This is a genomic window from Rhizobium leguminosarum bv. trifolii WSM2297, from assembly GCF_000271845.1.
On sequence record NZ_JH719393.1, the window covers coordinates 2,061,738 to 2,085,243 of the forward strand.

Sequence of the window (23,506 nt, forward strand, 5' to 3'; positions counted from 1 at the left end):
CTAATGAGGGCAAGATCAGCGCGCTTTGGCGCGTTTGGCGATGAGGTTGGATGTCGCCGAAATGCGGTCAGCCAGCTCTTTGGCAAGACGTGCCTCACGCAGCCTTAGGGTCTTGGCGTCTCGGGCCTGAGCCACGGATTCGAGCTCTTCCACCGCGTTATTCTTGGCAAAGAACTGAGTCTGAACGGTGCCGAAGGCGATCTCCGCCTGCTGGCGGGATTTGCTGTGTGCTTGTGTCATTGGAACCTTCATTAGTTCGGCTAGCAACCGAAACGAAAAAGGCCAGGCAAAACGCCTGGCCTTGATGAAATAGCTTCCGGCAGTGCCAGTACATCCGTGGTCAAAGGGAAGCAGATATCGCTTAAGCGGACTGCAGATTGCAGGCCGACATTTTGCCCGACTTGTTGTCGCGCTCGAGCTCGAACCCGATCTTCTGGCCTTCGACGAGCTCGCGCATTCCGGCGCGCTCAACGGCAGAGATGTGAACGAAAGCGTCGGCGCCGCCATTATCAGGCTGAATGAAGCCGAAGCCCTTGGTGGAATTAAACCATTTAACTGTGCCAGTGGTCATGATGAACCCTTTCAAAGCATAGAGTGAAGAACCGCGAAGCCAATGCTGCGCAGATGGAAACCGACTATTTTTGAAAGGGAAGTTCGTTTAAGCGCGGTGCCAATGGCGCGGTAGACAAAGCTCGGCAAGCAAAAGATCGATGATGCATCAATAATGAACTGAGACTGCTGTGTCAACGATTAGTTTTCGTCAGGCGGCACCTTCAATCTCAGATTGCATCGGCCATTCGCCGGTCATGCCAATCCATCTAACTTGCGATGTTCGTCCAGCTCATGCGTGAACAGGAAATTGTTCTCTTCCATCCACTCTCTGATGATGTATCTCATCATGTCCTCTCGTGTCAGCCCCAGCTCGCTGGCCAAGTCCAATAAGACTTCATCAACATCGTCGTCCATAGAAACCGTCGTAGCGTTGCGCAGCCGGAGTGCGGTTCGCCGAAGCAGGATCTGCAGATCTGGACGCGGGATGTCCGCGATCCGGTCAGCGGCATCCTGGAGAAGCGTGGCGGCGTTGGACGATGTCATCATTATAACCGCTTCCGTGCGTGCTCACCATTTGCATACCCCGAAGGTTGTCGTCTGCCTCTTATGGCAGCGGAATCTGTTGGAGATGAACTTCGCGAGAAGTAGCTTTGACAAGTGTTCAGGTGCCGGCAGCCAACTTGACCGCAACCGAAGAACGGATCCCTTGAATCCGTTTGCGATTTTTTTCAAACTCCGCGGATGATTTCGAGGGCAGCGGTGTTTTTCCAAAGTGCCGGCTGAGTTCGAGAGAAAGGGCGGCGGGCGAGGTCATGCCGTCGTGATAAAGCTTAAACAGCAGTCTGACGGCGATGTTGTAATATTTGGGGTCTGCGAGGATAGATGTGGAATCGTATCCGGCGTCGTCGAGGACACCTTGTAATACAGCCAGGTCGGACGTCCGCACAGAGATGTTGAGATTGGAAGACATTCTGTCCTCCTTCAATTTGGGGCGAAGGCAAGGCATCTAACCGACCTCCCTGCAGTAGCGCCCTGAAAACAGCTACTGAAGACTAACCGTGCGCCTAATTAATGCGGGTGGCAAACTAAATATTCCAATATGAGCAGGAAGCGGTCATCTTGTGCATTGGAATGACTCGGATCTCAAAATTCATAGAAGCTTTCGCCTTATGGTATCTGAACTCCGTTGCCGGCTCGCCATCACCGAACCCAACGATCCGGCTATCGCGCTCCCTGCGCTGAAAGAATCTTCGGCATTTGCTCGCTCAATCGCCTCGCTCATCATCTCTCTTGATCGCAGTGGCGTCCACGGCTCGCGTTGCACCCCCTTCGTTTTCCCAGGATGCCAAAGCCTTGGGATCTGCGCCCAGTTTCCGGCGTCTTGAAGAGGGATAGGCGGGCGCCGGGATCGTCGCCTCCTTGATGCGGCGTATCATCATCACTTCTTCATGATGGATGCCACATTCTGACGCAACGAGATCTGACGTCGCGTAGTCCGCCCGCTTGAGCATGGACCGCAGCCGCCAATGCTCGCCGCTTTTCGCAGCAATTCCCGCCCTGATAATTACTACCATAACCACCCTCTCAAAATGAGACTAATGATGACGGCGAAGCTCACCAGGATGGAGGCCCGGAATAAGAAGTCGCCATAAGCCGCGATTCGGAAAGAGTGTTTGAAGGCGGAAGACATCTTGTCCTCCTTTGATTGGGGCGAAGGGCGCCACCCCTTGATCGGCAGCGCCCGTTTCATCGGCTGCCGGTTTGTAAACATGCGCGCTTATTGCGCTTTATCCAAGGAAAAAGCGACGGAACGCTATGCGCGGCGCCATATAATTTTCAGTCCTGCCGTTCGGTCGCGGGCGAGAGGCGTGGGCTCTGTGTGTTGGCTCGTTCAGCGACACCAACCCGGCGGTCGTGACAGTACGGAGACGGCGAAAGGAATCCTACTATCGCCGCCTGTGTGATATAGTCTCTCATGACCTATTCCCCAAAAGACCTGGAAGTCGCGCGCCGGCAAGTCATTGTTGACCGGCAAATGATTTGCGCGCAGCAGAGCCTGATCGACGGGATGTTGACGCGAGGCGAGCCCGCCAGGCTGGCGCTCGAGAGAGCTGGTCGCCTTGACAGAGGATTGCGCAACCATTGCTTCCATCAGGATCTGATTGTGGCTTCGATCCGATTGGAGCGCTGAGCCGGCCGGCGCGCGCTGGCCCCGTCGGTGGGTGTCAGCCCTTTTCACTCCCCCGCTTTTTGTCTGCCTGCCCGCCACGCCCCTCCGCTTCCCGGGTGGCGATCTTCCTACTGTAATCGGTTCGCGCCTGCTCGAGTTCTCCCATTGTAGGAAGATCCTGGACAGCCAGCCCCTTGTCATCGGCTTCGATGCGTCGGCGCTTGCTGGACCGATGCCGCGGCTTCGTTGATTCACGAAGCTGGTCGGCTGCACGCACTTGCCCGGGTGGCACGGCGAGGTCGGCGCGCGCGGCGACGGCATCCGCGATCAATTCCCTGGCGGAGGGATTGCCATCCGGGCGCTCGCCGTTGGCGCTGAAGTCGTGGCGGTCACTGGCGGTAAAGGGCTTGGCGTTGTTATGTCTCGACATCTGCATGCGTCCTTTGTTCATTGTGAAGTCGCGAGGCTACCGTTCGCCGGCCAAGGCGCTTTCCCGGCAGGCCTCCTAATCGTCGAGCAGGTGGGGGTCGTCGGCGTGTATTTTCCTGGTTAGATCAGATTTGTAGAATTGCGAGTCGTACATTGAAGAATAACGCAATAAGAAGGCTGAGATGGTCTCTCTTATTCAATTAGTTTAATTCGATATATTTTCCAGCGTTATAGAATACGTAGGTTCGGCAATCGGCTCCCGGAACACCCTTTTCCAATTTGTGACGCATTTGGGGCATAACAATATCTCTCGTCGTTTGGCCCCGTGGCTCTCGTCCGTGTCAGAGACTTAAAGACCGTCATCGCTCCGAATTCCGATAGCCATGCCGATCCCCGTTGGAAGCATTCACCGGGTCTTGGCTAACAGCCTTCAACAGGAGCCTATCACCATGTCCACGGACATATCATCCACACGCACGACGAACACCATTGTCCACTTCTCCGTCCCTTTCGCGCTGCCCGATCTTGTTGGTGAGATTCATCCGGCGGGCGATTACAAGATCGAGCAGGATGAAGAGCCGATCGAAGGCCTGTCCTGGCTTGCCTACCGCCGTATCGCAACCTACATCCACCTGCCGTCGATAGAGCAAGGGAACCGTTTGCGCAGGATCGTCCGAATCGAGCCGACGGCGCTCGCTGATCTCCTGGCAGCGACTGATGCGACGCAGAAGTCTTCCCGATGAACATCGTCCGATAACTGTGAGTTAGGGCTTGAGCGGATCTATTACCTAGGCTCGGAGATGGCCTCCAAGGTACGATCGAGCCGCGATCTAGTGGTCTGGTCTGCGGCTGACAGGCGCTGCCGAGCCTCAGGAGGTTAAGGATGAAGCGGTGACTGCCAAAATACTTGAGATTGCGCTCGGCCGGCGAGCATCTCGCGAGTGTGCAACAAGCGCGGCAAAGCGGTCGCCTGAACAGACAGCTCGTGACCTCTATGCGATAACTAGTTGCGTTCCGGCGGGTTACACGTCCGCTGTCCTCGCGCAGCGATGCTAGTGTTCGCCAGCCCCATGGATAGCTTTGTTAACAGTACGTCCGGCCCAATCAATTGGCACTGGTTATATGCGCCTTTGCCGGGCGCCCCGTCGAGCGAGTTTGCTTCCAGCGCGACCAGCGCATGCTCTAGTCGCATCATCGCTCGGTGCAACAGGCAGATGACCGTTGGTCCTGGCTCAGTTTAGAGCACCCCCATAGTCGAAGGTGATCAGGATACCTTGCGACGAGGTATCGTAAACACTGTCGATCTTGATGCCTTGAGCCTGAAGTTCCAGCACGCGATTTTGAAATTCAAGGGATTTCAATTGCTGGCCGGCCTGCAGAATGGCGCCGTCAAATCTGATGTCGAGCCGCTCGCCTTCCGTATGGAATGCCCCGGCTCCGCCGTCTCTGATGAGCTCGACACCGTTTCTCGTGATCTTTATCGTTCCAATATGAAGTTCCCCCAGAGCGGCGTGCTTGCCGACGATGACATCGATGACGTCGTCCGCCAGAAGCGACAGCAAGGCGTTCTTTGCCTTTTGCTGTACTTCCCGACGCTCCGCGTTTGCCCGGTCGGACGCTTTTTGCAGTTCAACCTCTCTTTGAGCCCGAGCTTTTCTGACCGTCGCTGCAACACGCGCTCTCAAATTCACCGAGTTGTTTTGGGCTGGTTCGATGGGCAAGCTCGTGACAGGCGATTCAGCGGCGTATGAACCTTCGGAAATATGCTTCAAAAGTGGGCTATCCAATGCGGGGGATTTCATGATTGCTTGTCCTTGTCAGAGGAAATCTTGAATTCCGGAGCAGCAAACTGCGCCTCCGCAAGCACTGCCTCCTGCGTCCCTGAGGCACCCATTTTGAGAAAGAGCCGTTCGGCCTCCACGTCGCTCAATCGGTATTTCCTGGCGAACTCGTAGACGGACGCTCGCGGTCCGACCAAACATGGCTGCACGACTTCGAACTTGATCATAGCGAATTTTCCTCATGGTCTGAAACGGGTTGCGAAGGAAGTGCCGGCGCAGAGCGGCATGCGGACGCCGTCATTTAAGATCACGGCCTGTAAGCGGGCCGGGATCGGCAGCAACACGCTCTCACGTCGCGTGTTCCAGCATCCTCGATCAGCGAGCGCTCCAAATGACGTTTTTCTATTCGGAAACGGCTGTCCCGTTCCAACCAGACCAACTCGGTATCCGACCAGCGTGGTGACGAAACACGGGTTTCTGAAGTGGACGGGATAGCATGCTTGGGTTGGACTAGCTCACATAAAGGCAGGCCAGTCCAACGCCAAATATTGAACAACAGGCCTCAACGCGAGTCATAGCCAATCTACATCGATGACATCTCATCCAGCAGATTTTGTGACAGTTCGCTGATCGCCACCTCTGCTTCCTCCAGCGTCCAGCCGGCGCTTTCAGCGCGTTTTGCCAGACCCGCCAGCGCCGGCGCCAGATTGCCGCCGGCCGCCCGCGCGATATTGTCGGGAGTCAGCCCCTTGGCCAAATCGAAAAAGGCCGGTTCGAGAGCTTCCTGGCAGCCAATATCCCTGTCGGGATATGGTCCGGCCCGTTGAGGTCTATTCAATATCAACACATGGCCCTCATCTCACGCTGCGGTTCCTTCCAGGGCGAAGGGTAGGCCAGCATTGACCGGGATGGCGCGAGACCGGTCAACATTGATGACCGCTTGTTTGGCAAGATGCCGCTCAAGGACCTCAAGGATCTCGCCGTCGACCGTCTGATCGAATTTTCGGGCGAAGAGATTTGAGCTTGCTTTGAGGTCAGCCGCATCTGTGCGCTGATACGTCCGGGGACGCAGCTTGATGTCATCATCGGCAATCCAGTCGATCATCCGCAGATCATCACTGGTGATCTCGCTTTCGATCGCGCAATTCATCATCACCGTCTGAAAGAACCCCTCGTCGGGGATCAGGGTGTTTTCGTAGAACGCCTTGTAGCGGTCGACGCTCCGGTCATGGCAGACGAACTCGCAGAAAGCCCTCGTGACGATCATCCACTGATTGCCGATATAGGGTGTGGCGGCAGTCAGAAACGGTCTTGAACGCGCGGTACGCTGAATGCTCTCCTCCAGTTCGACCACGTACTCGCTGACGCGATGCATCGTATCCGGGCGATGCTTATCCTGGTCCAGCACCTTGATGAATTCTCGATCGAGATTTGCATTGAGATAGGCCATGATTTGGGTTTGAGGCTTCAGTGGAAAATCTTGACCGCTGAGGTTGATGAAGTGGCTCCATTCACCCATTTCCAGCAGGCGTTCCATGCCACGCAGCTCCGCGTCCACCAGACTGTAGCCACCCCAAATGGCCTTTTCGCTTCTGATCATATCTGCGTTCGAATAGGGGCGTAGGAAGTCTCGGATTTCGCCTTCGAGATCGGTGCCTGAGTTCTTGTCGACATGCACGACATAGTGGTTCCGAGCGTTATAGATTGCCCTGAACAGGCGTTTGAATTGGTCGGGATAGCGGTGAACCAGGATCAAATAGCCAATCATGCGTTGGCTCCACCAGTTACAAGCATTTCAAGGCTTGGGGCGGTATACAACATCATCGCTTCGATCCTTTCAGAATCGCGCCGGGCGGCGAACAGCAAGGCTGATCGGCCGACATCTTCTTTGGTTCGGGAGTCTGGGCGAAAGCTCTGGAGGCGCGCGGCGACTCCAATCACAAATCCCAATGTCGTCTGATGGGGATGATGGGCTCCGATCGGTCGGAGCCCTGTGTCGCAAATTACTTGCGAACTTCCCGAAGGAAGATTGTTACATCATACCGCCCATACCACCCATGTCAGGCATACCGCCGCCGGCAGCATCTTTCTTGGGAAGCTCAGCAATCATGGCTTCCGTCGTCACCAGAAGGCCGGCAACCGAAGCCGCGTTCTGCAAGGCGGTGCGCACAACTTTTACCGGATCGACAATACCGAAGGCGATCATGTCGCCATATTCAGACGTCTGAGCATTGTAGCCGAAGTTGTCGGTATTGCTTTCCAGGATTTTGCCGACCACGATCGAACCTTCGTCACCGGCGTTTTCGGCAATCTGGCGAACCAGCGACTGAAGCGCTTTGCGGATGATCGCTATACCGGCGTTCTGGTCGTCGTTCTCGCCCTTGATATCGAGGACGATGGAAGCGCGCAGGAGAGCTGTGCCACCGCCTGGAACGATGCCTTCTTCGACAGCCGCGCGCGTGGCGTTGAGCGCGTCATCGATGCGATCCTTCTTTTCCTTGACTTCAATTTCCGTCGCGCCGCCAACGCGGATTACGGCAACCCCACCTGAAAGCTTGGCAAGGCGTTCCTGCAGCTTTTCCTTGTCGTAGTCCGAGGTGGTTTCCTCGATCTGGGCTTTGATCTGGGCTACGCGGCCTTCGATGTCGGCCTTCGTGCCGGCCCCATCAACGACGGTGGTATTTTCCTTGGTGATCGAGACCTTTTTGACACGGCCCAGCATTTCAAGCGTGACATTTTCGAGCTTGATACCGAGATCTTCGGAGATCACGGTACCGCCCGTCAGGATCGCGAGGTCTTCCAACATGGCTTTGCGGCGGTCGCCGAAGCCCGGAGCCTTGACGGCAGCGATCTTCAAGCCACCACGCAGTTTGTTGACGACGAGCGTTGCCAGGGCTTCGCCTTCCACATCTTCCGAGATTATCACCAGCGGCTTGCCAGTCTGCACGACGGCTTCGAGGATCGGCAGCATCGCCTGGAGATTGGAAAGCTTCTTTTCGTGCAGCAGCACGTACGCGTCTTCCAGCTCAGCCACCATCTTTTCGGCGTTGGTGACAAAATAAGGGCTCAGATATCCGCGGTCGAACTGCATGCCTTCGACGACTTCGAGCTCGGTTTCGGCGGTCTTGGCTTCCTCGACTGTAATCACACCCTCGTTGCCGACCTTCTGCATCGCATCGGCGATGTACTGGCCGATTTCCTTCTCGCCGTTGGCCGAGATCGTGCCGACCTGAGCGATTTCTTCCGAGGTGTTGATCTTCCTGGCCTTTGCAAGCAGGTCCTTGACCACGGCGGCGACAGCAAGATCGATGCCACGCTTCAGGTCCATAGGGTTCATGCCAGCTGCAACGGCCTTGCCGCCTTCGCGGACGATAGCCTGGGCAAGAACAGTCGCGGTCGTGGTGCCGTCACCAGCGACGTCGTTGGTCTTTGACGCCACTTCACGCACCATTTGGGCGCCCATATTCTCGAACTTGTCGTCCAGTTCGATTTCCTTTGCGACCGCCACTCCATCCTTGGTGATACGCGGCGCGCCATAGGATTTATCGATCACCACATTGCGGCCCTTAGGGCCAAGCGTGACCTTCACTGCATCGGCAAGTATATCGACGCCGCGCAGCAGCTTTTCGCGGGCATCACGGCCGAATTTGATTTGTTTGGCAGACATGGAAAACTCCCGGGCTGATGCCCAATGGTCGTCATAAAAGAGAAATAGCGATGTAGCAGACGATCAGGCGATAACGCCCATGACATCTGTTTCCTTCATGATCAGCAGGTCTTCGCCGTTGAACTTGATCTCGGTGCCGGACCATTTGCCGAACAGGATGCGATCGCCCGCTTTGACGTCGAGAGGCAGGATCTTGCCGCTCTCGTCACGTACACCGGCGCCAACGGCGACGATTTCGCCTTCCTGTGGCTTTTCCTTGGCGGTATCCGGAATGATGATGCCGCCCTTGGACTTGGCTTCAGCCTCGATGCGGCGCACGACGACACGGTCGTGCAACGGCCGAAAAATGGTCTTAATCATTTTGGAGTTCCTCAACGAGAACGCGGCCCAATGTCCGATCTCGATATGCCTTCTTAGCAGTCTTACGTCGAGAGTGCTAGCAATCATTCTAGTATTGATAGTGCCAAGATCGGCGTCTGGTGGACGAACTGGGAACCGGACCCCAACCGGCACCTCGTCAAGGATACGCCTATGTCTTGGTTTGAATGGCTGCAAACAGAGAGGAGCCTCGGAATCGATCAGATCCGGGCGCCACCCGTCGCATCAATCATCTGTCCCGTCGTCCAACGCGCATCGTACGATGCAAGGAAGGCGATGACGTCGGCGACATCCTCCGCCCGTCCGACACGTGAGAAGACCGAGAGTGCTTCGGCGCCAGCGCGCGCGTCTGGTGATGCCAGCCACTCGGCATTCATATCCGTCTCCGTCACACCCGGCAGCACGGCATTGACCGTAATCCCGCGAGCTGCAAATTCAGGTGCCAGCGCCAGTGTCAATGTCTCCAGCGCCCCCTTGGAGGCTGCGTAGGCCGGATGCGTCGGCGCGGCGATCCGCGTAAACCCAGTCGAGACATTGATGACGCGACCGTTGTCACGAATGTGGTCGGCCACTGCCTGGATCAAGAAGAACGGCGCCTTGTAGTTAATCGTCATCACCTCGTCGAAAGCGGCTTCGCTCGTCTGCTTCAATGACAGTGCGGGCGCGATGCCGGCATTGTTCACCAGAATGTCCAGACCGGACGAGCCCGTTTCGCTACGCGCAGCTTCGGTGAACTGCGCCCAGAGGCTCTCGGCCGCGTCCTTGCCCTGTCTGAGATCGGCCTTCACGGCGACGGCCTTGACGCCGAGCGCCTCGATGTCGCGTACGGTGGCATCGGCCGCATCCGCGTTGGCGGTGTAGTGCACGCCGATTAGCGCGGCACCCTCCTTCGCAAACGCAAGGGCGGCTGCCCGGCCGATACCGCGCGAACTTCCGGTGACGAGGGCTATCTTGTCTGCGAGTCTCTGGGACATGGATCACTCCGTTGCTAAATTAAATAGTGATCCCTATAATAAGAGCGGAAAAACGACTGTCAATAGTTTAATAGGGATCACTATTTTAATGGAGAAGCCAGTCCGCAAACGAGGCAGACCGCGGGTGCTGGATCGCGACGTCGGGCTCGACATCGCGGCACGGCTGTTCTGGGAACGCGGCTACGAAGGAACATCGACCGCCGACCTCACGAAGGCCATGGGGATCAATCCGCCCACTCTCTATTCGACCTTCGGCTCCAAGGAAGAATTGTATCGTCAGGCGCTCGACTTCAGCATTGCCCGTGAAAACAGTCGCCGGTCGGAAATCCTGCAATCAAGTCTTCCCGTCTACGAAGCCCTGAGCCTTTACCTTTACGATATCGCTGACGGTGACACCCAGCCGGACAAGCCGCGGGGCTGCATGGTCTCGACGGCCGTCCTGCAGCATGCGGAAGAGAATGCGTCCGTCGCGCGGATGACGGCATCATTGCGCGAGACGTCGATGCAGACTCTTAAAACCCGGTTTGACCGTGCCGTCGAGGATGGTGAATTGCCGGCGCAAACCGATACCGATACGCTCGCGCGCTTCTATGGGGCGATCATCCAGGGGATGTCCGCCCAGGCCTGCGACGGCGCCTGCAATGCCCTGTTGAAACGGATGATCGATCTCGCACTCACGGCTTGGCCGGGAAAAAAGCGAAGATCTCGACAGTCTGAATTCGGAGCAGTTGAACGGATTCGAACAAACGACCTGTTATCAGATCCCTCAGCAATCGACGTCGCCGTGACGAAAGAGAAATGACCCATTTGGGAACGGTCGCTTCCGAAATGGTAAAGCTGAAAGCCGACTCTTCCCATTCGGGGTAGCCGAACTGCAGGGACGACGAACGGAGCAGTGGCCCTTACTTCACCGTGATGGCCAAACCGCTGAGATCGGCGTTGACTTGCAGGCCGACTTGCTTGCCTGAGAGTTCGAGCTGGGCGCCCTTGTCATTGGTCATGACGATTACCTGGGCACCTTTGCCGACCGCGCCGCCACCGCCTGCCGCACCGTAAACACCCGTCACATCTCGGGCGCGGCGTATGTGGCGAACGGTACCATGGAAATAGGTCTTGGAAGCCCCGAAGGCGAGGCCGCCCGAGATGCCGCCGACAGAGACCGGATAGTGGCGACCATGGAAGGTCAGCGTGCCCTCGCCTCCAGAACCACCCACAAAGAAGGCAGCCTTGTAGACTGAGAATCTGATGGTACCGCTGTCGGCATGCGCGGAGCCGGCAACGCTGATTCCTGCTGCAGCGATTACCGCAGCCGCGACTGAACGAAATCTCGACGAATTCTTCATGATGCGGGTCTCCTCAAATCTAGGCTTAACCGGCCAGGAGGGCACGTCAGCGTCAAAGTCACAGCTCAGTCTCGCCCGTCATTAGTTCCAAACACCCGGCCACAATCCAACTGCGAGAAGGCCACGAAACAAGGCGGATGGCAACATAGTTTAGGTGACGGGGCCGGTGCGCAACGCTCGCTCACTCAGGATTGCCTGCCCAAGGGGCATGCTCGAAGCTGTAACATTTAACAACCCACAGCCTTAGACCTTCGGCTGCGAGTCCTGCCCCTGGCGCCCCCTCCTGAACTCCGATCTCATGGTCATGATCTATTTCACGAGCGATACGCACTTCGGAGACTCGCGGGTTCTTCGCATCGATCGCCGTCCCTTTCTCAATATGGGAGCGCACGACGCCGCACTGATCGATTATTGGAACGAGACTGTCGGTGCAGATGATGACGTGTGGCATCTCGGAGACTTCATATCCCCGCGAGCGGGTCCGAGCGAGGACCTGCTGTGTCGGCTGAACGGAAGAAAGCACCTGATCATCGGCAACAACGATCCGAGCTCGACGATGACGGCACGTGGCTGGGAGAGCGTCCAGCACTATGCTGAACTCCGGATCGACAGCAACCTCCTGATTCTGTGTCACTACGCGTTCCGGACATGGAACCAGATGGGCAAGAAATCGATCAACCTACATGGCCACTCGCACGGAAGGCTGAAACCGCAGCCACGACAGTTCGACGTCGGGGTCGACGTCCTTGACTTCCGCCCGGTCACGCTTGAGACGATCCTGACAGCACGCAGGATATTTCCGAGATCGGCTCGGCTGGTCGCCCCGGTTCGGAAAACCGGGATCTGAATTAATCGCGAGCCGCCGCCGGCCAGTCGTTGGCGGGTTCTTCAACGCCGCTACTGTCGGCGGCAGGATCCGGATCGAGTTCCAATGCCGCCCGGAGCCGACTGACTTCTTGGATGATCGCTTCGAAGACATCCTCCTGCTTGGCCCCGATCACCACGAAGCCGTCGACAAGTTCTTCCACCTTGGCCCCGAGCTGTGCTTTCCATTCGGGCTGGCTCATTTCGTCTTCCTCCTCTTCTTGACGGGTTCGTCCTGCAGTTCGATCCAAACCGGCGCATGGTCGCTGGTGTGGTCCCAGCCGCGGACGTGCTTGTCGACCTCCGCCTTCACGAGGCGAGACGCGGCCCCCGAACTAAGAAGGAAATGATCGATGCGAAGTCCGGCGTCGCGCGCGTAGGCGTTTCGGAAGTAATCCCAGAACGTATAGATCCGTTCGTCCGGGTGCAGGTGGCGGAGTGCGTCCGTCCAGCCTTGATCGACGAGAGCCTTGTAAGCCTGCCGGACTTCGACACGGAACAGAGCGTCGTTTGTCCAGCGCTCCGGCTTGTAGACGTCGAGTTCGGTCGGCATCACGTTGTAATCGCCGACTAAGGTGACAGGCACGTCCAGGTCCAGCAGTTCGGCCGCGTAATCGTGGAGGCGCTTGAACCAACGGAGCTTGTAGTCAAATTTAGGCCCCGGATACGGATTGCCGTTCGGCAGATACAGGCCACCGATGACAATCCCGTTGACGAGAGCCTCGATATAGCGGCTGTGCTCGTCCTCCGGTTCGCCTGGCAGGCCCTTTCGTGTCAAATGCGGTTCCTGCCCCTTCGTCAAAATGGCCACGCCATTCCAGGATTTCTGCCCCTGCCAGACGGCGCCATAGCCAGCCGCCTCGATCGCCTTGATCGGAAACTTGTCCTGTGGGGCTTTAAGCTCCTGAAGGCAGACCACGTCCGGCTGGGCCTCGGCCAGCCAGCGGAGGATGACTTCGAGCCTGCCGTTAACGCCGTTGACGTTGTAGGTCGCGATCTTCACGGGTCAGTGGCGACCGATTTCCGTCTCAACTTTCTTGCGTGAATTGCCCGCGCTCTTCACGGCCTTCTTGACGGTGTCTTTCGACACACCTTCCTTCTTCGCCTCGTATTTGACCTCATGGTCCTGACCGCCGGCGACTTTTGCACGATCCTGTGCGCGACCTCGGGATGTGGTTGCCATCTTGCTGCCTCCAGTTGATTCCGATCAGCGGAAAACGGGCGTCGAATCAAGAAGTTCCACTAGCGACACCTTCGTTCGCGCGAACCCGCTTGGGCGCCACCTTAGACGTTCATCGCTACGCACAGAGAGATGCAGGAAGCCGGCATGGTCGGCGCTGCCGATCAAAGTTGTCGCAACTACGAAAGCTGGTTTTCGACTCTCGAAGGGGCGGGCGCCCTCGAGGTGGCTAACATTTTCGCGCGTCTCGAAGCCTCCAATGCGATTGAACGCGAACACGGCTTCGGAGCCGCGCTGGATCTCAATCATCGCTACGTGCAGCAACTCATAGAGTGGGATCAACTTGGTGCCGAGCGGCATCCTCGGCGCAACAATCGGAGCGTTTTTGGGGAGTGAGTATCGCAGCGGATGAGCCCGACTAGGAACGCAGGCAAGTTCCGGGCATGGGTGCGCGGAAAACGAACGCAGCGGCAGTCAGAGTTTATAGGAGAACATAACAATAGGCTCGGCTGCGGCGCCTCGACCTTCGTAGAGGGCGCGAGCGGCATCGTTCTCGGTGTCTGTAACGATCCACACCTGGTGACATCCCAGCGTTTTGCCACACGCAAAGACATCGTCGACAAGGCGTCGCGCGACACCACGTCGCTGGAAAGCGGGAGCCACTCCCAGATTGTCGATGTAAACATCCGACGCTTGATCGGGGTGGCAATGAACGTAGGCCGCGACCTGTCCGATGACCTGCTTTCCGTAAACCGCAAGGATCATCAGGTGCCCCGGCAACTCCAAATAGGTGGCAAGCCGCTGGGGGCTAATTTCCTCGTCAAAAACCTCTTCCGCGATGTTCTCAAGCAGCCAAGCGGTATCTGGGGTGAGTCGACACGTTGTGATGACTTCCGGCATCGCTCAATGAATCCTATGTGAGAAGCCAGCAAGATGCTAAGGAAATAACGCGCCGACTGCAACCGGCCATAGACCGAGGTGACGGACTTTACAGCGTCGTTAGGTCTGCATTATCCGCCGAAACTCGCAGTGGAGCATCAGCATCATAAATTATGTATCGGGAAGTTGAAGCTACGCAGGAACAGCTTTCGACAACGACCCCAAATTGGCGATGGTTCTGGACTCAACGAAGCAGGAAAATTCGGGGCTCCAGCCGCGAACGTGGCCGCCGCAAACTCCACGGGGATTTTGCTTTTCTGATCGCCGATCCCGAGCTTGCCGGCAAACAACCGCGGCGGGTCGGTCGGTCCGAAAGCGTACAGGAACCAGACGGATCCTCTATCGTTATTGCGTCGGGACCGCGCGAAAGAGGCCTGCGCTCGCAAGCCTCTCAACATCGCCCGCCCCTCGCGCGGTCTCGTCTTTTCCCTCTTTCGCTCAATTGCCCCGTTTCGCGGGGCGCTTTTGCTGCTCTTATCCGCACAAGAACAGTAGAACAGTCCTCTCGTTCCGTCCGCTCCACAGACCGTCATCTACCTCAAATTATATCAGAAACAGGTCGCGGCGCCGCCGTCCGACTTAGGTCCGTCTTTCCCTCAGCGCCAGGCGGTGTAGATTCTCCTGATCCTTGTTGAAAGGACACCAGGGAGGTTCGTTGTAGCCCTGACTCCAGTCAGAACCTCCCTGGTGAAGTATTATCGATCCATGTCGGACTTTTGTTCGAGATAATGGAAATTCGGCTGGGTTGCTTACGCACTCGCGCTACGACGGGGCGGTTGGTTCCAACGAGGGATACTCACTCTCGGCGTCTGTTTACGGAGAAGGTGAATTGGGCCTGCTTGCCGATATCGCAATTGATGTTGATGACCTCGAACGACTACAGGCCATCATCACTGACGCTTGCAATGAGCTGAAGGTTGCTCCAGACCACCACGATCTCGTCGCGCGGATCCTAGACATGCATTCGCAGGGTTGCTCTCCGACGGCGATCCTAGAAAATCTTCGGGTTCAGTTCGGGAACTGCAATGGCGAGGGGCACAAATGCGCTCGCGTCCATCATTGAGGACAGCGCTTTCTTTGCATTTTTGATGATGGAAGGTCCGGTAGTCGCTTTCCAACACCCCGTTGAACCACGGTTAGAGCAGCGATATCCGCCTCATCGGCCGCGCACACAAGCGCTTCCCGGAATTGTTCCGGAGCAATTTTTCCACTAATTGCGTCGCCGCACGTCTTAACGGCAGCCGCATATTCCTCGCTCGTCGGAAGCCCCGTCTTTGATCAGGAGATGCGCGCCCTCGCCCAGCGTCCGCACGAGAAACCATGCCTCATCTCGGCGGCACTCGGCGCTGCCCCACGTTGCTCTGGCCGCTCTGATCTGTGATCGCCTATCCATGGACGAACAAAGGGAGTTTCTCCGCCTTGGTGTCACAAGGGAAAGTGATGTGGCTCGAAGACTGCAGTCGGCCCGAAGCGGTCACTAGAAGGCTGATCCAAACATGACTGACAGGGTGGAAACTTGCCGTATGAGGCGCCTGTCGGAACGACGTGATCGCGGCAAGGAGCGGACGTGGCCTCGCATATGCGCTGAGCGTGCCACTCCAGCGCCGGGTCACTCCGCGGGGCATTGAATGGAAATCGCTACGAAGCTTACGGCAGACCTTAGCCGCCGCGCCTAAGTATCTCGATGATGGTTCAAACCCACAGAATCATACAGGACGGTGGTCGTCGAACGAGTTTTTCAGCAGCTTATTAATGTGCGACTTGGGAAGCTGCTGACATCAATTCTTCGGTACTCGGCGCCCGGCATACATTTTGGCCTCCCTCTTCGGCTTCTGTGAAACTCCAGCGCACAGTGCCTTCCCGATCGAGCAGGAACTCGCCGATAAGCGGCATGTGACCGGCGATCATAATCTGCTGGTCGGCCTCCGTCATTTCATACCGGTCCTTTTTCTCAAGAAAGTCGCCCGCCGCAGCCGGGTTCATCGGCACGGGCAACTCCCCCGGCAGATCGATCCGCATTGTCATGACCGCGTCCATTCCGAGCTTGTGCGGCCATTCGGTTTCATTCTCCGTGAGCTCGAGGATGGGCAAACCGAAGGCGCGATGCGAAGCCCCCTCTGGGTCGGATGCGCTAAGAAGGTTGGGTAGCGGATGGTAACGAAAGTAGAGCCGTGCCCGTTCGACCGGCGTCTTGACCACGGCGAGACATTCGATGCCTTTCTCCTTCAGGGCCGGGTTGAGTTGCGCCATCGCCGAGACATGACGCCGGCAGAACGGACAGTGTAGGCCTCGAAACAAACCGATCAGTAACGGGCTACGGCCTCGAAAATCATCGAGCGCGATCTTGCCTTCGCGCGAGATCGCGTCGAGTACAACATTCGGTGCCCGGTCGCCCGGCTGCAGCGGGCGGTTGACACTACTCGTGGACATGAACAACCTCCTCGCCCCGGATCAGTCAAAAAAAGGCAGCACACCCAGCGCTTCGGTCGAGCCCGTGCTGGGCGCAAACTCCCTACGCCGGGGCAAAGTAGCCTTCGGCCTCTGCCATATTGCCGACGTCGAGATTGAGCCTTGCAGGCCCATCATAGCACGGAAAAAGCATCTGCGGCTCGCCCGTTTCGCGAGCCTTCTCGAGCGCCTCGCTATAATAATAACGGACCGCGAGTTCTGGCTTCCCAGGACGATCAACGGCAGCGCGAGATCCACGTTGGTCGAGCGCACGGGCGATCTCGATTGCCTTCTCGGCGGCTGGTACACCTCACACGAGAGACTCCCGAATGCTAATTGCGCTGAAGGTCGGTTCCCGAACTTGTTTTGGACGCTCAAGTCTGCGACCACCAACGTCGTCAACGGGTCAATGAGCTGCCACACATGAAAGCTTATTCTGATGGCTGCAAATGGCGCGTTTTGCCATCTCCGTCACAAGTGGCATTCGAAATGGCACAACGCGTCGTGATCAAGGTGTGAGGCAAACACCTACTTTGTTCAGAAGCAAGAAAGACCACGATCGTGACTGCGGCCTCTCGATGTGGTTGCCGTCATAGAGCTCCTCGCGCGCAAGTCGTATTATTGATGCAGTCTTTCAATTCCAAATTTTAAAGTAAAATGCCCCCTGCTTGGGTTTCGCTCCGACCGATCTATGGCACAAAGGCATTCTTCACATATGCGTCCTTGCGCACAAGACTCTTTCCGGGGCATGCCGGCCGATTGGATCGTGGTCTGCCTGCAGATGGACGAGGACGGCGGCGGGCGGCACATGCATCGATGCGATGCCCCCGACAGTCACTCCTCGCTTTCGGAGACGTCCCCGTTGTACTGAACCCTGCGCGACGCCAGGGAGGGGGTCGTCGTCTTTCCTCCCTGGCGCACCGTCGAAATGTTCGGCATCGCCGAACAACAGAATTGCTTTCGGACCACTAATTCGAATAGCTCGCCTGCAGTAAATCATTGTCATCGCCCCCGGCATCGAGGCCGTCCAACACCGCAAAAAGGAATTCATTATGTCCAGACTTGCTAACAAGACAGCCCTCATCACCGGGGGCACCAGCGGCATCGGCCTTGAGACGGCCCGACAGTTCGTCGCCGAAGGCGCGCGCGTCGCCGTGACAGGCAGCAGCGCGGCCAGCGTAGAGAAGGCTCGCAAGGAACTTGGCGACGACGTCATCGTCATCCAGTCCGACGCCGGCAGCGTGGATGGCCAGCAGGATGTCTTCCGCGAGGTAAAGGAAGCCTTCGGTCAGCTCGACATCCTGTTCGTGAATGCCGGCGTCGCTCAATTTGGCCCGGTCGAGAGCTGGTCAGAAGCCGATTTCGACAAGTCGTTTTCGACGAACGTGAAGGGACCCTACTTCCTCATCCAGGCTCTCCTGCCGATCTTTTCAAAGGGCGCCTCGATCGTGCTGAACACGTCGATCAACGCTCATATCGGCATGCCCAACTCCAGCGTATATTCGCTGACCAAGGGCGCTCTTCTGACACTGGCTAAGACGCTATCGGGCGAACTACTTGGTCGCGGCATCCGCGTCAATGCCGTCAGCCCCGGCCCGATCGCGACACCTCTATACGGGAAGCTAGGCATGTCGGAATCGGACATGAAGGCGATGGCCGAAGGCGTGCAGAATCAGATCCCGGTCGGCCGTTTCGGCCACGTGTCGGAAGTAGCGAAGACGGTGGTCTTCTTCGCGTCGAACGAGGCTGCCTACATCGTCGGCAGCGAGCTCGTCATCGACGGCGGCATGAGCAACCTTTAATCGACGTCCAACTTCACAGGAGCAAGAACATGCATATCGATCTCAAAGGAAAGTCAGCCCTGGTGACCGGATCCACAGAGGGCATCGGCTACGCGATCGCCCGGCAGCTCGCGAGAGCGGGCGCGGACGTCGTCGTCAACGGCAGATCCGAAGAAAAGACCGCAAAGGCTGCCGAGCGGCTGAAGAGAGAGGGCGCAGAGGGCGCCGTCACCGCAGTTGCGGCTGATCTCGCTACTGCCGAAGGGTGCGCCGCGCTTGTAACGAAGCAGCCCCGCGTCGACATCCTCATCAACAACGCCGGGATCTTCCAGCCGAGCGACTTCTTCGACACCACGGACGAGGTTTGGGACCGGCACTGGCAGGTGAACGTTATGTCGGCAGTTCGACTGTCCCGTGCGTACCTGCCAGGCATGCAGGACGCCAACTGGGGCCGTGTCATCTTCATCGCGTCGGAATCCGGCTTCAACATACCCGTTGAGATGATCCACTATGGCGTCAGCAAGACAGCCGACATCGCCGTCGCCCGCGGGCTTGCCAAACGCATGGCCGGCACTGGAGTGACCGTGAACTCGGTTCTTCCCGGCCCCACTCTGTCTGAAGGCGTCGAGGCGATGCTTGCCGATGAGCGTGAAAAAACCGGCAAGCCGATCGAGGAGGTTGCAGCCGACTTCGTCAAGCAACACCGGAGCAGCTCCATCATTCAGCGCGCCGCCAGTGTCGAGGAGATAGCCAACATGGTGACCTATCTGGCGTCCCCGCTGGCGTCGGCCACGACGGGTGCGTCGATGCGCGTGGACGGCGGCCTGATCGATACGCTTTGAGAGGTTAAGTCCAGATTCCGTATGGCAAATCAAGCGTTACGACGCCGCGAGCAACGGAAATCTTGACGACGACCAGCCGGTTTTGGACACATGGCACTGAGGGAACGTCACTTCGCAACACGCGCAAAGAGCGGCGTCGGCCGGCCGGCGTCACATTGGCGGCCAGCGGCGCGGTCGTCGTCGCCGCGGCGAAGGGGACAGCCGGACGAACTCGTACAAGACATCACTCCAGGCGATGTCCGACGAGACCGTCGCGAAGGCACTTTGGACGCTGGGTGGATCGCCCGTTCAGGACACTCAGCCGCAAAATGCATGAGCACGGCGCCGTCGAAGCGCCGCCGTGCTGTCGGTCAAGCCGTTCGGCGGACCATGCGCGCGAGCGCTATCAGAATGCAGGCTCCGATGAAGCCCGCGATCAGGTTTCCGACCCAGCCCCCGAGGACGACGCCGAACAGCGAAAGAAGGAAGTTAGCGACGATCGCGCCGACAATACCAAGAATGATGTTCATCAGGACGCCCATGTTGGACTTCATGAACATTTCGGCGAGCCAGCCTGCGATGCCGCCAATGATAATAGCCGCGATCCAGCCGATGCCTGCATTTTCCATATTGCGTCCCCTTTGATCGAGTTTTGAGTGTCTGACACCGACGAAACCGTCAGCCAGCCTGCAACGAAACACGCATGACGACGGATGGTTCCACCGGAGCGATGAGTCTGCGGCCGGCCATTCGTTTGCGGGGCTCACCAAGCCGCGCGGCGTCGTCGTCCGCGGGGTCGGGATCGCGCTCACGGGCGGTCCGAAGGCTTCCGATCTCTTCCACGATCGCCTCGTACACGTCCGCCTGGTTCGCGCCGGCCACCCACGTCCCCCGCAGAGGGAAACGCGCGCGTACCCAAACGATCGGTGCGTACGACTATCGAGGCAACGAAGCGCGATTGGGCAACAACTGTCCATCGGATTTGCTACCTGGATACCATCTCCGCGCGCTTAAGCGGCCAACTTGTGAAGGGTCTCCGCCATCTTCTGCACGTCATAGGGCTTAGAGAAGAAGACGGCGCTCTCGGGGAGCTCGGAAACCGTCGGGGTCCGCTTGCCCGACACGACGATGATGCGGATTGGCGGCCATCTGTCCCGGACGATCGTGGCCAGCATGAGGCCATCCATCGATCCGGGCATATCGATGTCCGTCAGCAGGATGCGGACGTCCGCTTCCGTTTCCAGACGTGTTATCGCTGCCTCGGCGTCGCTCGCCTCGAGGGCTTCGAACCCGGCTTCCTCGACGAGGTTCACGGCGAGCATGAGCAGCAGCGGCTCGTCTTCGACTATCAGAACTTTAGACGGCATCGTAACCTACCCTGGGACCATTGCGAAGGAACTTGCCCACCGAGAGCAGGTTCCCGTGCAGCCGAGACAATTTCTCGAAGCCGTGAAACTCACAGGCCACGTTCAGTTTGCGCGCTACCTGTTTCGCGGCTCTCTTGCAGGCACCAGAGCGACACTACAGCGCGATACACGACACATGGCGGTGGTCGTCGAAGAGCTTGTATTCTATGGAAATGCTCGACAAAGTTGCTTCCCGTCAACCTCGCCGTAACCTTGAGGGAACCTCTCGCTACTGCAAGGCCCCATCAATCTTCACCGCCATGCAGGGATGGCTCGCACTGGCACCCCTAACTACCCCCGGCCAGCGACGTGATGCAGAAGGTGCATCCTCGTTTTGGCGTTGCAATGAGGCTTGGCCGGTGGCAACGTCCCCGCAGGCGGTCAACGCTCCCTGACAGGACACCCCATTTGACCAATTCCCAGATGCGATCTGAAGATCCGGAACTGGAACATCAGCGCCGGCACGGGCTGCCGGCGCTCGTCCTTGCGGCGCTCGGCGTCGTCTATGGAGACATCGGAACAAGCCCGCTCTACGCCTTCCGGGAAGCACTGCACGCCACGGGAGGATCCGGAGCGCATCATGCCGACGTGCTTGGAATCCTTTCGCTGATAGTCTGGGCGCTCACGATCGTCGTCACCTTGAAATATGTGACGTTCGTGCTGAAGGCGGACAACCGGGGCGAAGGCGGCACCTTGTCACTGATGACCCTTGCTCGCGAGGGCCTGACCGGTCGCCCCAAATGGGTGCTTGTCCTGGGCGTGGTCGGCGCCTCGCTCTTCCTCGGCGACGCAATCATCACGCCGGCGATCTCCGTCCTGTCTGCAGTCGAGGGTATCGAGGTGGTAGCTCCGGCACTCTCGAACTGGGTCGTGCCGATTACACTGACCATCATCGCGGTGCTGTTCTTCGTCCAACGGTTCGGCACAAGCGGTGTGGCATCAGTCTTCGGTCCCATCACGGCGCTGTGGTTCATGGTGTTGGGCGTCAGCGGGATGATCCACGTCTTCGACGATCCGTCGGTGCTAGGCGCGCTAAACCCGTTCCATGCGTTCCGGTATGTCGCAAACAATATCGGCTCGGCCGTGGCGGTGCTGGGAGCGGTCTTCCTCGCCGTGACCGGAGCCGAGGCCCTATACGTCGACCTTGGACACTTCGGCCGCCGTCCGATGGTCATCGCATGGTTTTCGCTCGTCTTCCCGAGCCTTCTTCTGAACTATTTTGGACAGGGAGCATTCGTGCTCGCGAACCCGGAGATGGCTGCCCATCCCTTTTTTGGCATGCATCCCGAATGGGCGAGGATACCAATGGTCTGTCTGGCGACAGCAGCGACCGTCATCGCCAGCCAGGCGGTGATCTCCGGCGCCTATTCCCTCGTCCGCCAGGCCATGCATCTCAATCTTCTCCCGCGCCTTCAGATCCTCCACACTTCTGAGACGCATTCCGGGCAGATTTTCATGCCGCAGGTGAACAGGCTGCTCTTCGTGTTCGTAACAGGCCTTGTGCTCTTCTTTCGGAATTCCAGCAGCCTTTCCGCAGCCTACGGCATCGCCGTGACGGGCGAAATGCTCATAACGTCGGTCCTACTGTTCATCGTAATGCGCCGTATCTGGAGCTGGAAGCCTGCGACGGCCCTTGCCGTCATCGTCCCGTTGGCGTTGATCGACGCCGGCTTTCTCGCCGCCAACGTCGCGAAGTTCGCAGATGGCGGCTGGGTTCCCGTGGCTGTTGCATCGACGATGGCAATCGTCATGCAGACATGGACGGCTGGGCGGCGCCTGCTCGCCGCCCGCACTAAAAGCGACGAAATCCCGCTCACGGCGATCATCGGCAATCTGGCCCGTAAGAAACCGCCCACGGTTCCAGGGACCGCGATATTCCTGACAAGCGATGTTGAAGGCGCGCCGACTGCGCTTCTCCATAGTCTCAAGCACTACAAGGTGCTTCACGAGCAGAACGTCATTCTCAGCGTCGTGACTTCGACGAGGCCCTTCGTACCAGACGATGAGAAGATCTTCCTGGAAAGCTTCAACCCCCTCTTTAGCCGTGTTGTGATCACTTTCGGCTACATGGAGACTCCGAACATACCGCGCGCGCTCGTTCTGGTTCGTAAGCTTGGCTTGAAGTTCGACATCATGTCGACCTCCTTCTTCCTGTCCCGCCGCACGCTTCTTCCGTCCAAGAAGGGCAGCATGCCGTTCTGGCAGGACCGTCTGTTCATCACGCTTGCCCAGAACGCCAGCAATGCGACAGACTACTTCGGGCTGCCGTCCGGACGTGTTGTCGAACTCGGCCTGCAGACAACCATCTAACGCCACAGCCCGGGGCCGCTCCTCGGCCATGCACGAGGAACGCCAACCGGGCATCTTCGATCTCTCATGCTCATGGCACTGACGGCCGAATCCGCGGAACCGCCACCATCTCCCGCTCCCGCAGCTGGCAGGATCATGCTGTATCCTGCTCGGCAGATCCTCAAAGGGTTTCAGGAGCCTCGAGGACGAGCACTTCTACAACGACGATGCGAGATCAACGATTTTCTCGAACGACCAATCCTTGTCGCCTATCAGGCGCGCGGCATTCATCGCGAATGCCACAGCCATCGTCGATGACGGGGATTAGGTGCCTGCCGAAGTAACAGGCATCCAGACCCGAGCCGACGTTGGATGGCCTGATGACAGCGCCAGGCTGCCGACAATAGCGACCATGGCAATCAGGATGACTATGATGGGAAAGGCAGTGCCGGACGGCTTATCTTCATGGTAGATCATTGATTGC

At 58.0% G+C, this 23,506-nt stretch carries 29 protein-coding genes and 3 pseudogenes; 8 read left to right on the top strand and 24 right to left on the bottom strand.

Annotation, left to right across the window (positions count from 1 at the left end; genetic code table 11):
• Window positions 1-15 precede the first annotated feature (15 nt).
• From RLEG4DRAFT_RS63920 to RLEG4DRAFT_RS63940, 5 genes are all read right to left on the bottom strand, one after another.
• The gene (locus RLEG4DRAFT_RS63920) at window positions 16-240 is read right to left on the bottom strand and encodes a hypothetical protein (protein ID WP_003575488.1); all 225 of its coding nucleotides are present in this window, start codon (window positions 238-240) and stop codon (window positions 16-18) included.
• Between the two features lie 121 nt (window positions 241-361).
• Window positions 362-571, bottom strand: coding sequence for a cold-shock protein (locus RLEG4DRAFT_RS63925; RefSeq protein WP_003575487.1), 210 nt, complete (start codon window positions 569-571; stop codon window positions 362-364).
• Between the two features lie 233 nt (window positions 572-804).
• The gene (locus tag RLEG4DRAFT_RS63930) at window positions 805-1,095 is read right to left on the bottom strand and encodes a ribbon-helix-helix protein, CopG family (protein WP_037093430.1); all 291 of its coding nucleotides are present in this window, start codon (window positions 1,093-1,095) and stop codon (window positions 805-807) included.
• Between the two features lie 118 nt (window positions 1,096-1,213).
• Window positions 1,214-1,522 (bottom strand): hypothetical protein, encoded by a 309-nt coding sequence (locus RLEG4DRAFT_RS63935; RefSeq protein ID WP_003575485.1) that lies wholly within the window; start codon window positions 1,520-1,522, stop codon window positions 1,214-1,216.
• Between the two features lie 295 nt (window positions 1,523-1,817).
• A complete protein-coding gene (locus RLEG4DRAFT_RS63940) occupies window positions 1,818-2,126 on the bottom strand; it encodes a hypothetical protein (protein ID WP_003575484.1) in 309 nt (102 codons plus the stop codon).
• A 401-nt stretch (window positions 2,127-2,527) separates the two neighbouring features.
• Here RLEG4DRAFT_RS63940 and RLEG4DRAFT_RS63945 point away from each other — a divergent pair, with 401 nt between their 5' ends.
• A complete protein-coding gene (locus RLEG4DRAFT_RS63945; RefSeq protein WP_037093226.1) occupies window positions 2,528-2,743 on the top strand; it encodes a hypothetical protein in 216 nt (71 codons plus the stop codon).
• A 34-nt stretch (window positions 2,744-2,777) separates the two neighbouring features.
• Here the strand turns inward: RLEG4DRAFT_RS63945 and RLEG4DRAFT_RS63950 are convergent, their stop codons facing one another.
• Window positions 2,778-3,152 carry a hypothetical protein gene (locus RLEG4DRAFT_RS63950; RefSeq protein WP_003575482.1) on the bottom strand — a complete coding sequence of 125 codons (375 nt, stop codon included), beginning with the start codon at window positions 3,150-3,152 and terminating at the stop codon, window positions 2,778-2,780.
• Between the two features lie 448 nt (window positions 3,153-3,600).
• Between RLEG4DRAFT_RS63950 and RLEG4DRAFT_RS63955 the strand changes: the two genes are divergently transcribed.
• Window positions 3,601-3,894, top strand: a complete 294-nt coding sequence (locus RLEG4DRAFT_RS63955; protein ID WP_003575481.1) for a hypothetical protein — start codon at window positions 3,601-3,603, stop codon at window positions 3,892-3,894.
• A gap of 489 nt (window positions 3,895-4,383) precedes the next feature.
• On the opposite strand, the gene RLEG4DRAFT_RS63960 is transcribed toward RLEG4DRAFT_RS63955, so the two are convergent.
• The 7 genes from RLEG4DRAFT_RS63960 to RLEG4DRAFT_RS63990 all read right to left on the bottom strand — a co-directional run bounded on the left by RLEG4DRAFT_RS63960 (window position 4,384) and on the right by RLEG4DRAFT_RS63990 (window position 9,951).
• A complete protein-coding gene (locus tag RLEG4DRAFT_RS63960; RefSeq protein ID WP_003575478.1) occupies window positions 4,384-4,953 on the bottom strand; it encodes a hypothetical protein in 570 nt (189 codons plus the stop codon).
• Complete coding sequence (locus tag RLEG4DRAFT_RS63965) at window positions 4,950-5,159, bottom strand: hypothetical protein (RefSeq protein WP_003575476.1); 210 nt, start codon at window positions 5,157-5,159, stop codon at window positions 4,950-4,952. Before RLEG4DRAFT_RS63965 ends, RLEG4DRAFT_RS63960 begins: the two co-directional genes overlap by 4 nt.
• A gap of 356 nt (window positions 5,160-5,515) precedes the next feature.
• Window positions 5,516-5,779 (bottom strand): hypothetical protein, encoded by a 264-nt coding sequence (locus RLEG4DRAFT_RS63970; protein ID WP_003575474.1) that lies wholly within the window; start codon window positions 5,777-5,779, stop codon window positions 5,516-5,518.
• 12 nt (window positions 5,780-5,791) lie between these two features.
• A complete protein-coding gene (locus tag RLEG4DRAFT_RS63975; protein ID WP_210161321.1) occupies window positions 5,792-6,688 on the bottom strand; it encodes a beta-1,6-N-acetylglucosaminyltransferase in 897 nt (298 codons plus the stop codon).
• Between the two features lie 276 nt (window positions 6,689-6,964).
• The gene (groL, locus tag RLEG4DRAFT_RS63980) at window positions 6,965-8,599 is read right to left on the bottom strand and encodes a chaperonin GroEL (protein ID WP_003575470.1); all 1,635 of its coding nucleotides are present in this window, start codon (window positions 8,597-8,599) and stop codon (window positions 6,965-6,967) included.
• A 63-nt stretch (window positions 8,600-8,662) separates the two neighbouring features.
• A complete protein-coding gene (locus RLEG4DRAFT_RS63985; RefSeq protein ID WP_003575468.1) occupies window positions 8,663-8,959 on the bottom strand; it encodes a co-chaperone GroES in 297 nt (98 codons plus the stop codon).
• 218 nt (window positions 8,960-9,177) lie between these two features.
• Complete coding sequence (locus RLEG4DRAFT_RS63990) at window positions 9,178-9,951, bottom strand: SDR family oxidoreductase (protein WP_003575466.1); 774 nt, start codon at window positions 9,949-9,951, stop codon at window positions 9,178-9,180.
• A gap of 88 nt (window positions 9,952-10,039) precedes the next feature.
• Here RLEG4DRAFT_RS63990 and RLEG4DRAFT_RS63995 point away from each other — a divergent pair.
• A pseudogene (locus RLEG4DRAFT_RS63995) lies at window positions 10,040-10,648 on the top strand (TetR/AcrR family transcriptional regulator); the annotation flags it as partial.
• A 205-nt stretch (window positions 10,649-10,853) separates the two neighbouring features.
• On the opposite strand, the gene RLEG4DRAFT_RS64000 reads toward RLEG4DRAFT_RS63995, so the two are convergent.
• Complete coding sequence (locus RLEG4DRAFT_RS64000) at window positions 10,854-11,294, bottom strand: hypothetical protein (protein WP_003575462.1); 441 nt, start codon at window positions 11,292-11,294, stop codon at window positions 10,854-10,856.
• A 304-nt stretch (window positions 11,295-11,598) separates the two neighbouring features.
• Between RLEG4DRAFT_RS64000 and RLEG4DRAFT_RS64005 the strand changes: the two genes are divergently transcribed.
• Entirely contained in the window at window positions 11,599-12,141 is a 543-nt protein-coding gene (locus RLEG4DRAFT_RS64005; RefSeq protein ID WP_037093424.1) for a hydrolase, read from the top strand.
• Between the two features lies 1 nt (window position 12,142).
• Here RLEG4DRAFT_RS64005 and RLEG4DRAFT_RS64010 read toward each other — a convergent pair whose 3' ends face one another.
• From RLEG4DRAFT_RS64010 to RLEG4DRAFT_RS64020, 3 genes are read right to left on the bottom strand one after another with little or no spacing between them, the layout of a single operon-like run.
• Window positions 12,143-12,361 carry a hypothetical protein gene (locus RLEG4DRAFT_RS64010; protein WP_003575458.1) on the bottom strand — a complete coding sequence of 73 codons (219 nt, stop codon included), beginning with the start codon at window positions 12,359-12,361 and terminating at the stop codon, window positions 12,143-12,145.
• Entirely contained in the window at window positions 12,358-13,161 is an 804-nt protein-coding gene (gene xth / locus RLEG4DRAFT_RS64015) for an exodeoxyribonuclease III (protein WP_003575457.1), read from the bottom strand. Before xth ends, RLEG4DRAFT_RS64010 begins: the two co-directional genes overlap by 4 nt.
• Before the next feature lie 3 nt (window positions 13,162-13,164).
• Window positions 13,165-13,341, bottom strand: a complete 177-nt coding sequence (locus tag RLEG4DRAFT_RS64020) for a DUF3606 domain-containing protein (protein ID WP_003575455.1) — start codon at window positions 13,339-13,341, stop codon at window positions 13,165-13,167.
• 144 nt (window positions 13,342-13,485) lie between these two features.
• On the opposite strand from RLEG4DRAFT_RS64020, the gene RLEG4DRAFT_RS64025 reads away from it, so the two are divergent.
• Window positions 13,486-13,734, top strand: a complete 249-nt coding sequence (locus tag RLEG4DRAFT_RS64025; RefSeq protein ID WP_003575454.1) for a hypothetical protein — start codon at window positions 13,486-13,488, stop codon at window positions 13,732-13,734.
• Between the two features lie 78 nt (window positions 13,735-13,812).
• Here the strand turns inward: RLEG4DRAFT_RS64025 and RLEG4DRAFT_RS64030 are convergent, their stop codons facing one another.
• The 4 genes and pseudogenes from RLEG4DRAFT_RS64030 to RLEG4DRAFT_RS64045 all read right to left on the bottom strand — a co-directional run.
• On the bottom strand, window positions 13,813-14,238 hold the full coding sequence (locus RLEG4DRAFT_RS64030) for a GNAT family N-acetyltransferase (protein WP_003575451.1): 426 nt from the start codon (window positions 14,236-14,238) through the stop codon (window positions 13,813-13,815).
• A gap of 1,095 nt (window positions 14,239-15,333) precedes the next feature.
• Window positions 15,334-15,592: pseudogene (locus RLEG4DRAFT_RS64035) on the bottom strand (DUF982 domain-containing protein); the annotation flags it as partial.
• Window positions 15,593-16,026: 434 nt separating this feature from the next.
• Entirely contained in the window at window positions 16,027-16,707 is a 681-nt protein-coding gene (locus tag RLEG4DRAFT_RS64040; RefSeq protein ID WP_003575449.1) for a peroxiredoxin-like family protein, read from the bottom strand.
• Window positions 16,708-16,728: 21 nt separating this feature from the next.
• Window positions 16,729-17,035, bottom strand: a pseudogene (locus RLEG4DRAFT_RS64045) (hypothetical protein); the annotation flags it as partial.
• Between the two features lie 742 nt (window positions 17,036-17,777).
• Here RLEG4DRAFT_RS64045 and RLEG4DRAFT_RS64050 point away from each other — a divergent pair.
• The gene (locus RLEG4DRAFT_RS64050; RefSeq protein WP_003575447.1) at window positions 17,778-18,527 is read left to right on the top strand and encodes an SDR family oxidoreductase; all 750 of its coding nucleotides are present in this window, start codon (window positions 17,778-17,780) and stop codon (window positions 18,525-18,527) included.
• 29 nt (window positions 18,528-18,556) lie between these two features.
• Complete coding sequence (locus RLEG4DRAFT_RS64055) at window positions 18,557-19,348, top strand: SDR family NAD(P)-dependent oxidoreductase (protein ID WP_003575445.1); 792 nt, start codon at window positions 18,557-18,559, stop codon at window positions 19,346-19,348.
• A 350-nt stretch (window positions 19,349-19,698) separates the two neighbouring features.
• Here RLEG4DRAFT_RS64055 and RLEG4DRAFT_RS64060 read toward each other — a convergent pair whose 3' ends face one another.
• Together RLEG4DRAFT_RS64060 and RLEG4DRAFT_RS64065 are read right to left on the bottom strand one after the other, a co-directional pair.
• Window positions 19,699-19,956 carry a GlsB/YeaQ/YmgE family stress response membrane protein gene (locus tag RLEG4DRAFT_RS64060; RefSeq protein WP_003575444.1) on the bottom strand — a complete coding sequence of 86 codons (258 nt, stop codon included), beginning with the start codon at window positions 19,954-19,956 and terminating at the stop codon, window positions 19,699-19,701.
• Between the two features lie 381 nt (window positions 19,957-20,337).
• Window positions 20,338-20,694, bottom strand: coding sequence for a response regulator (locus RLEG4DRAFT_RS64065; protein WP_003575443.1), 357 nt, complete (start codon window positions 20,692-20,694; stop codon window positions 20,338-20,340).
• A gap of 447 nt (window positions 20,695-21,141) precedes the next feature.
• Between RLEG4DRAFT_RS64065 and RLEG4DRAFT_RS64070 the strand changes: the two genes are divergently transcribed.
• Window positions 21,142-23,043, top strand: a complete 1,902-nt coding sequence (locus RLEG4DRAFT_RS64070) for a potassium transporter Kup (protein WP_003575442.1) — start codon at window positions 21,142-21,144, stop codon at window positions 23,041-23,043.
• A 303-nt stretch (window positions 23,044-23,346) separates the two neighbouring features.
• Here RLEG4DRAFT_RS64070 and RLEG4DRAFT_RS64075 read toward each other — a convergent pair whose 3' ends face one another.
• Window positions 23,347-23,499 carry a hypothetical protein gene (locus tag RLEG4DRAFT_RS64075; protein ID WP_003575441.1) on the bottom strand — a complete coding sequence of 51 codons (153 nt, stop codon included), beginning with the start codon at window positions 23,497-23,499 and terminating at the stop codon, window positions 23,347-23,349.
• Window positions 23,500-23,506 lie beyond the last annotated feature (7 nt).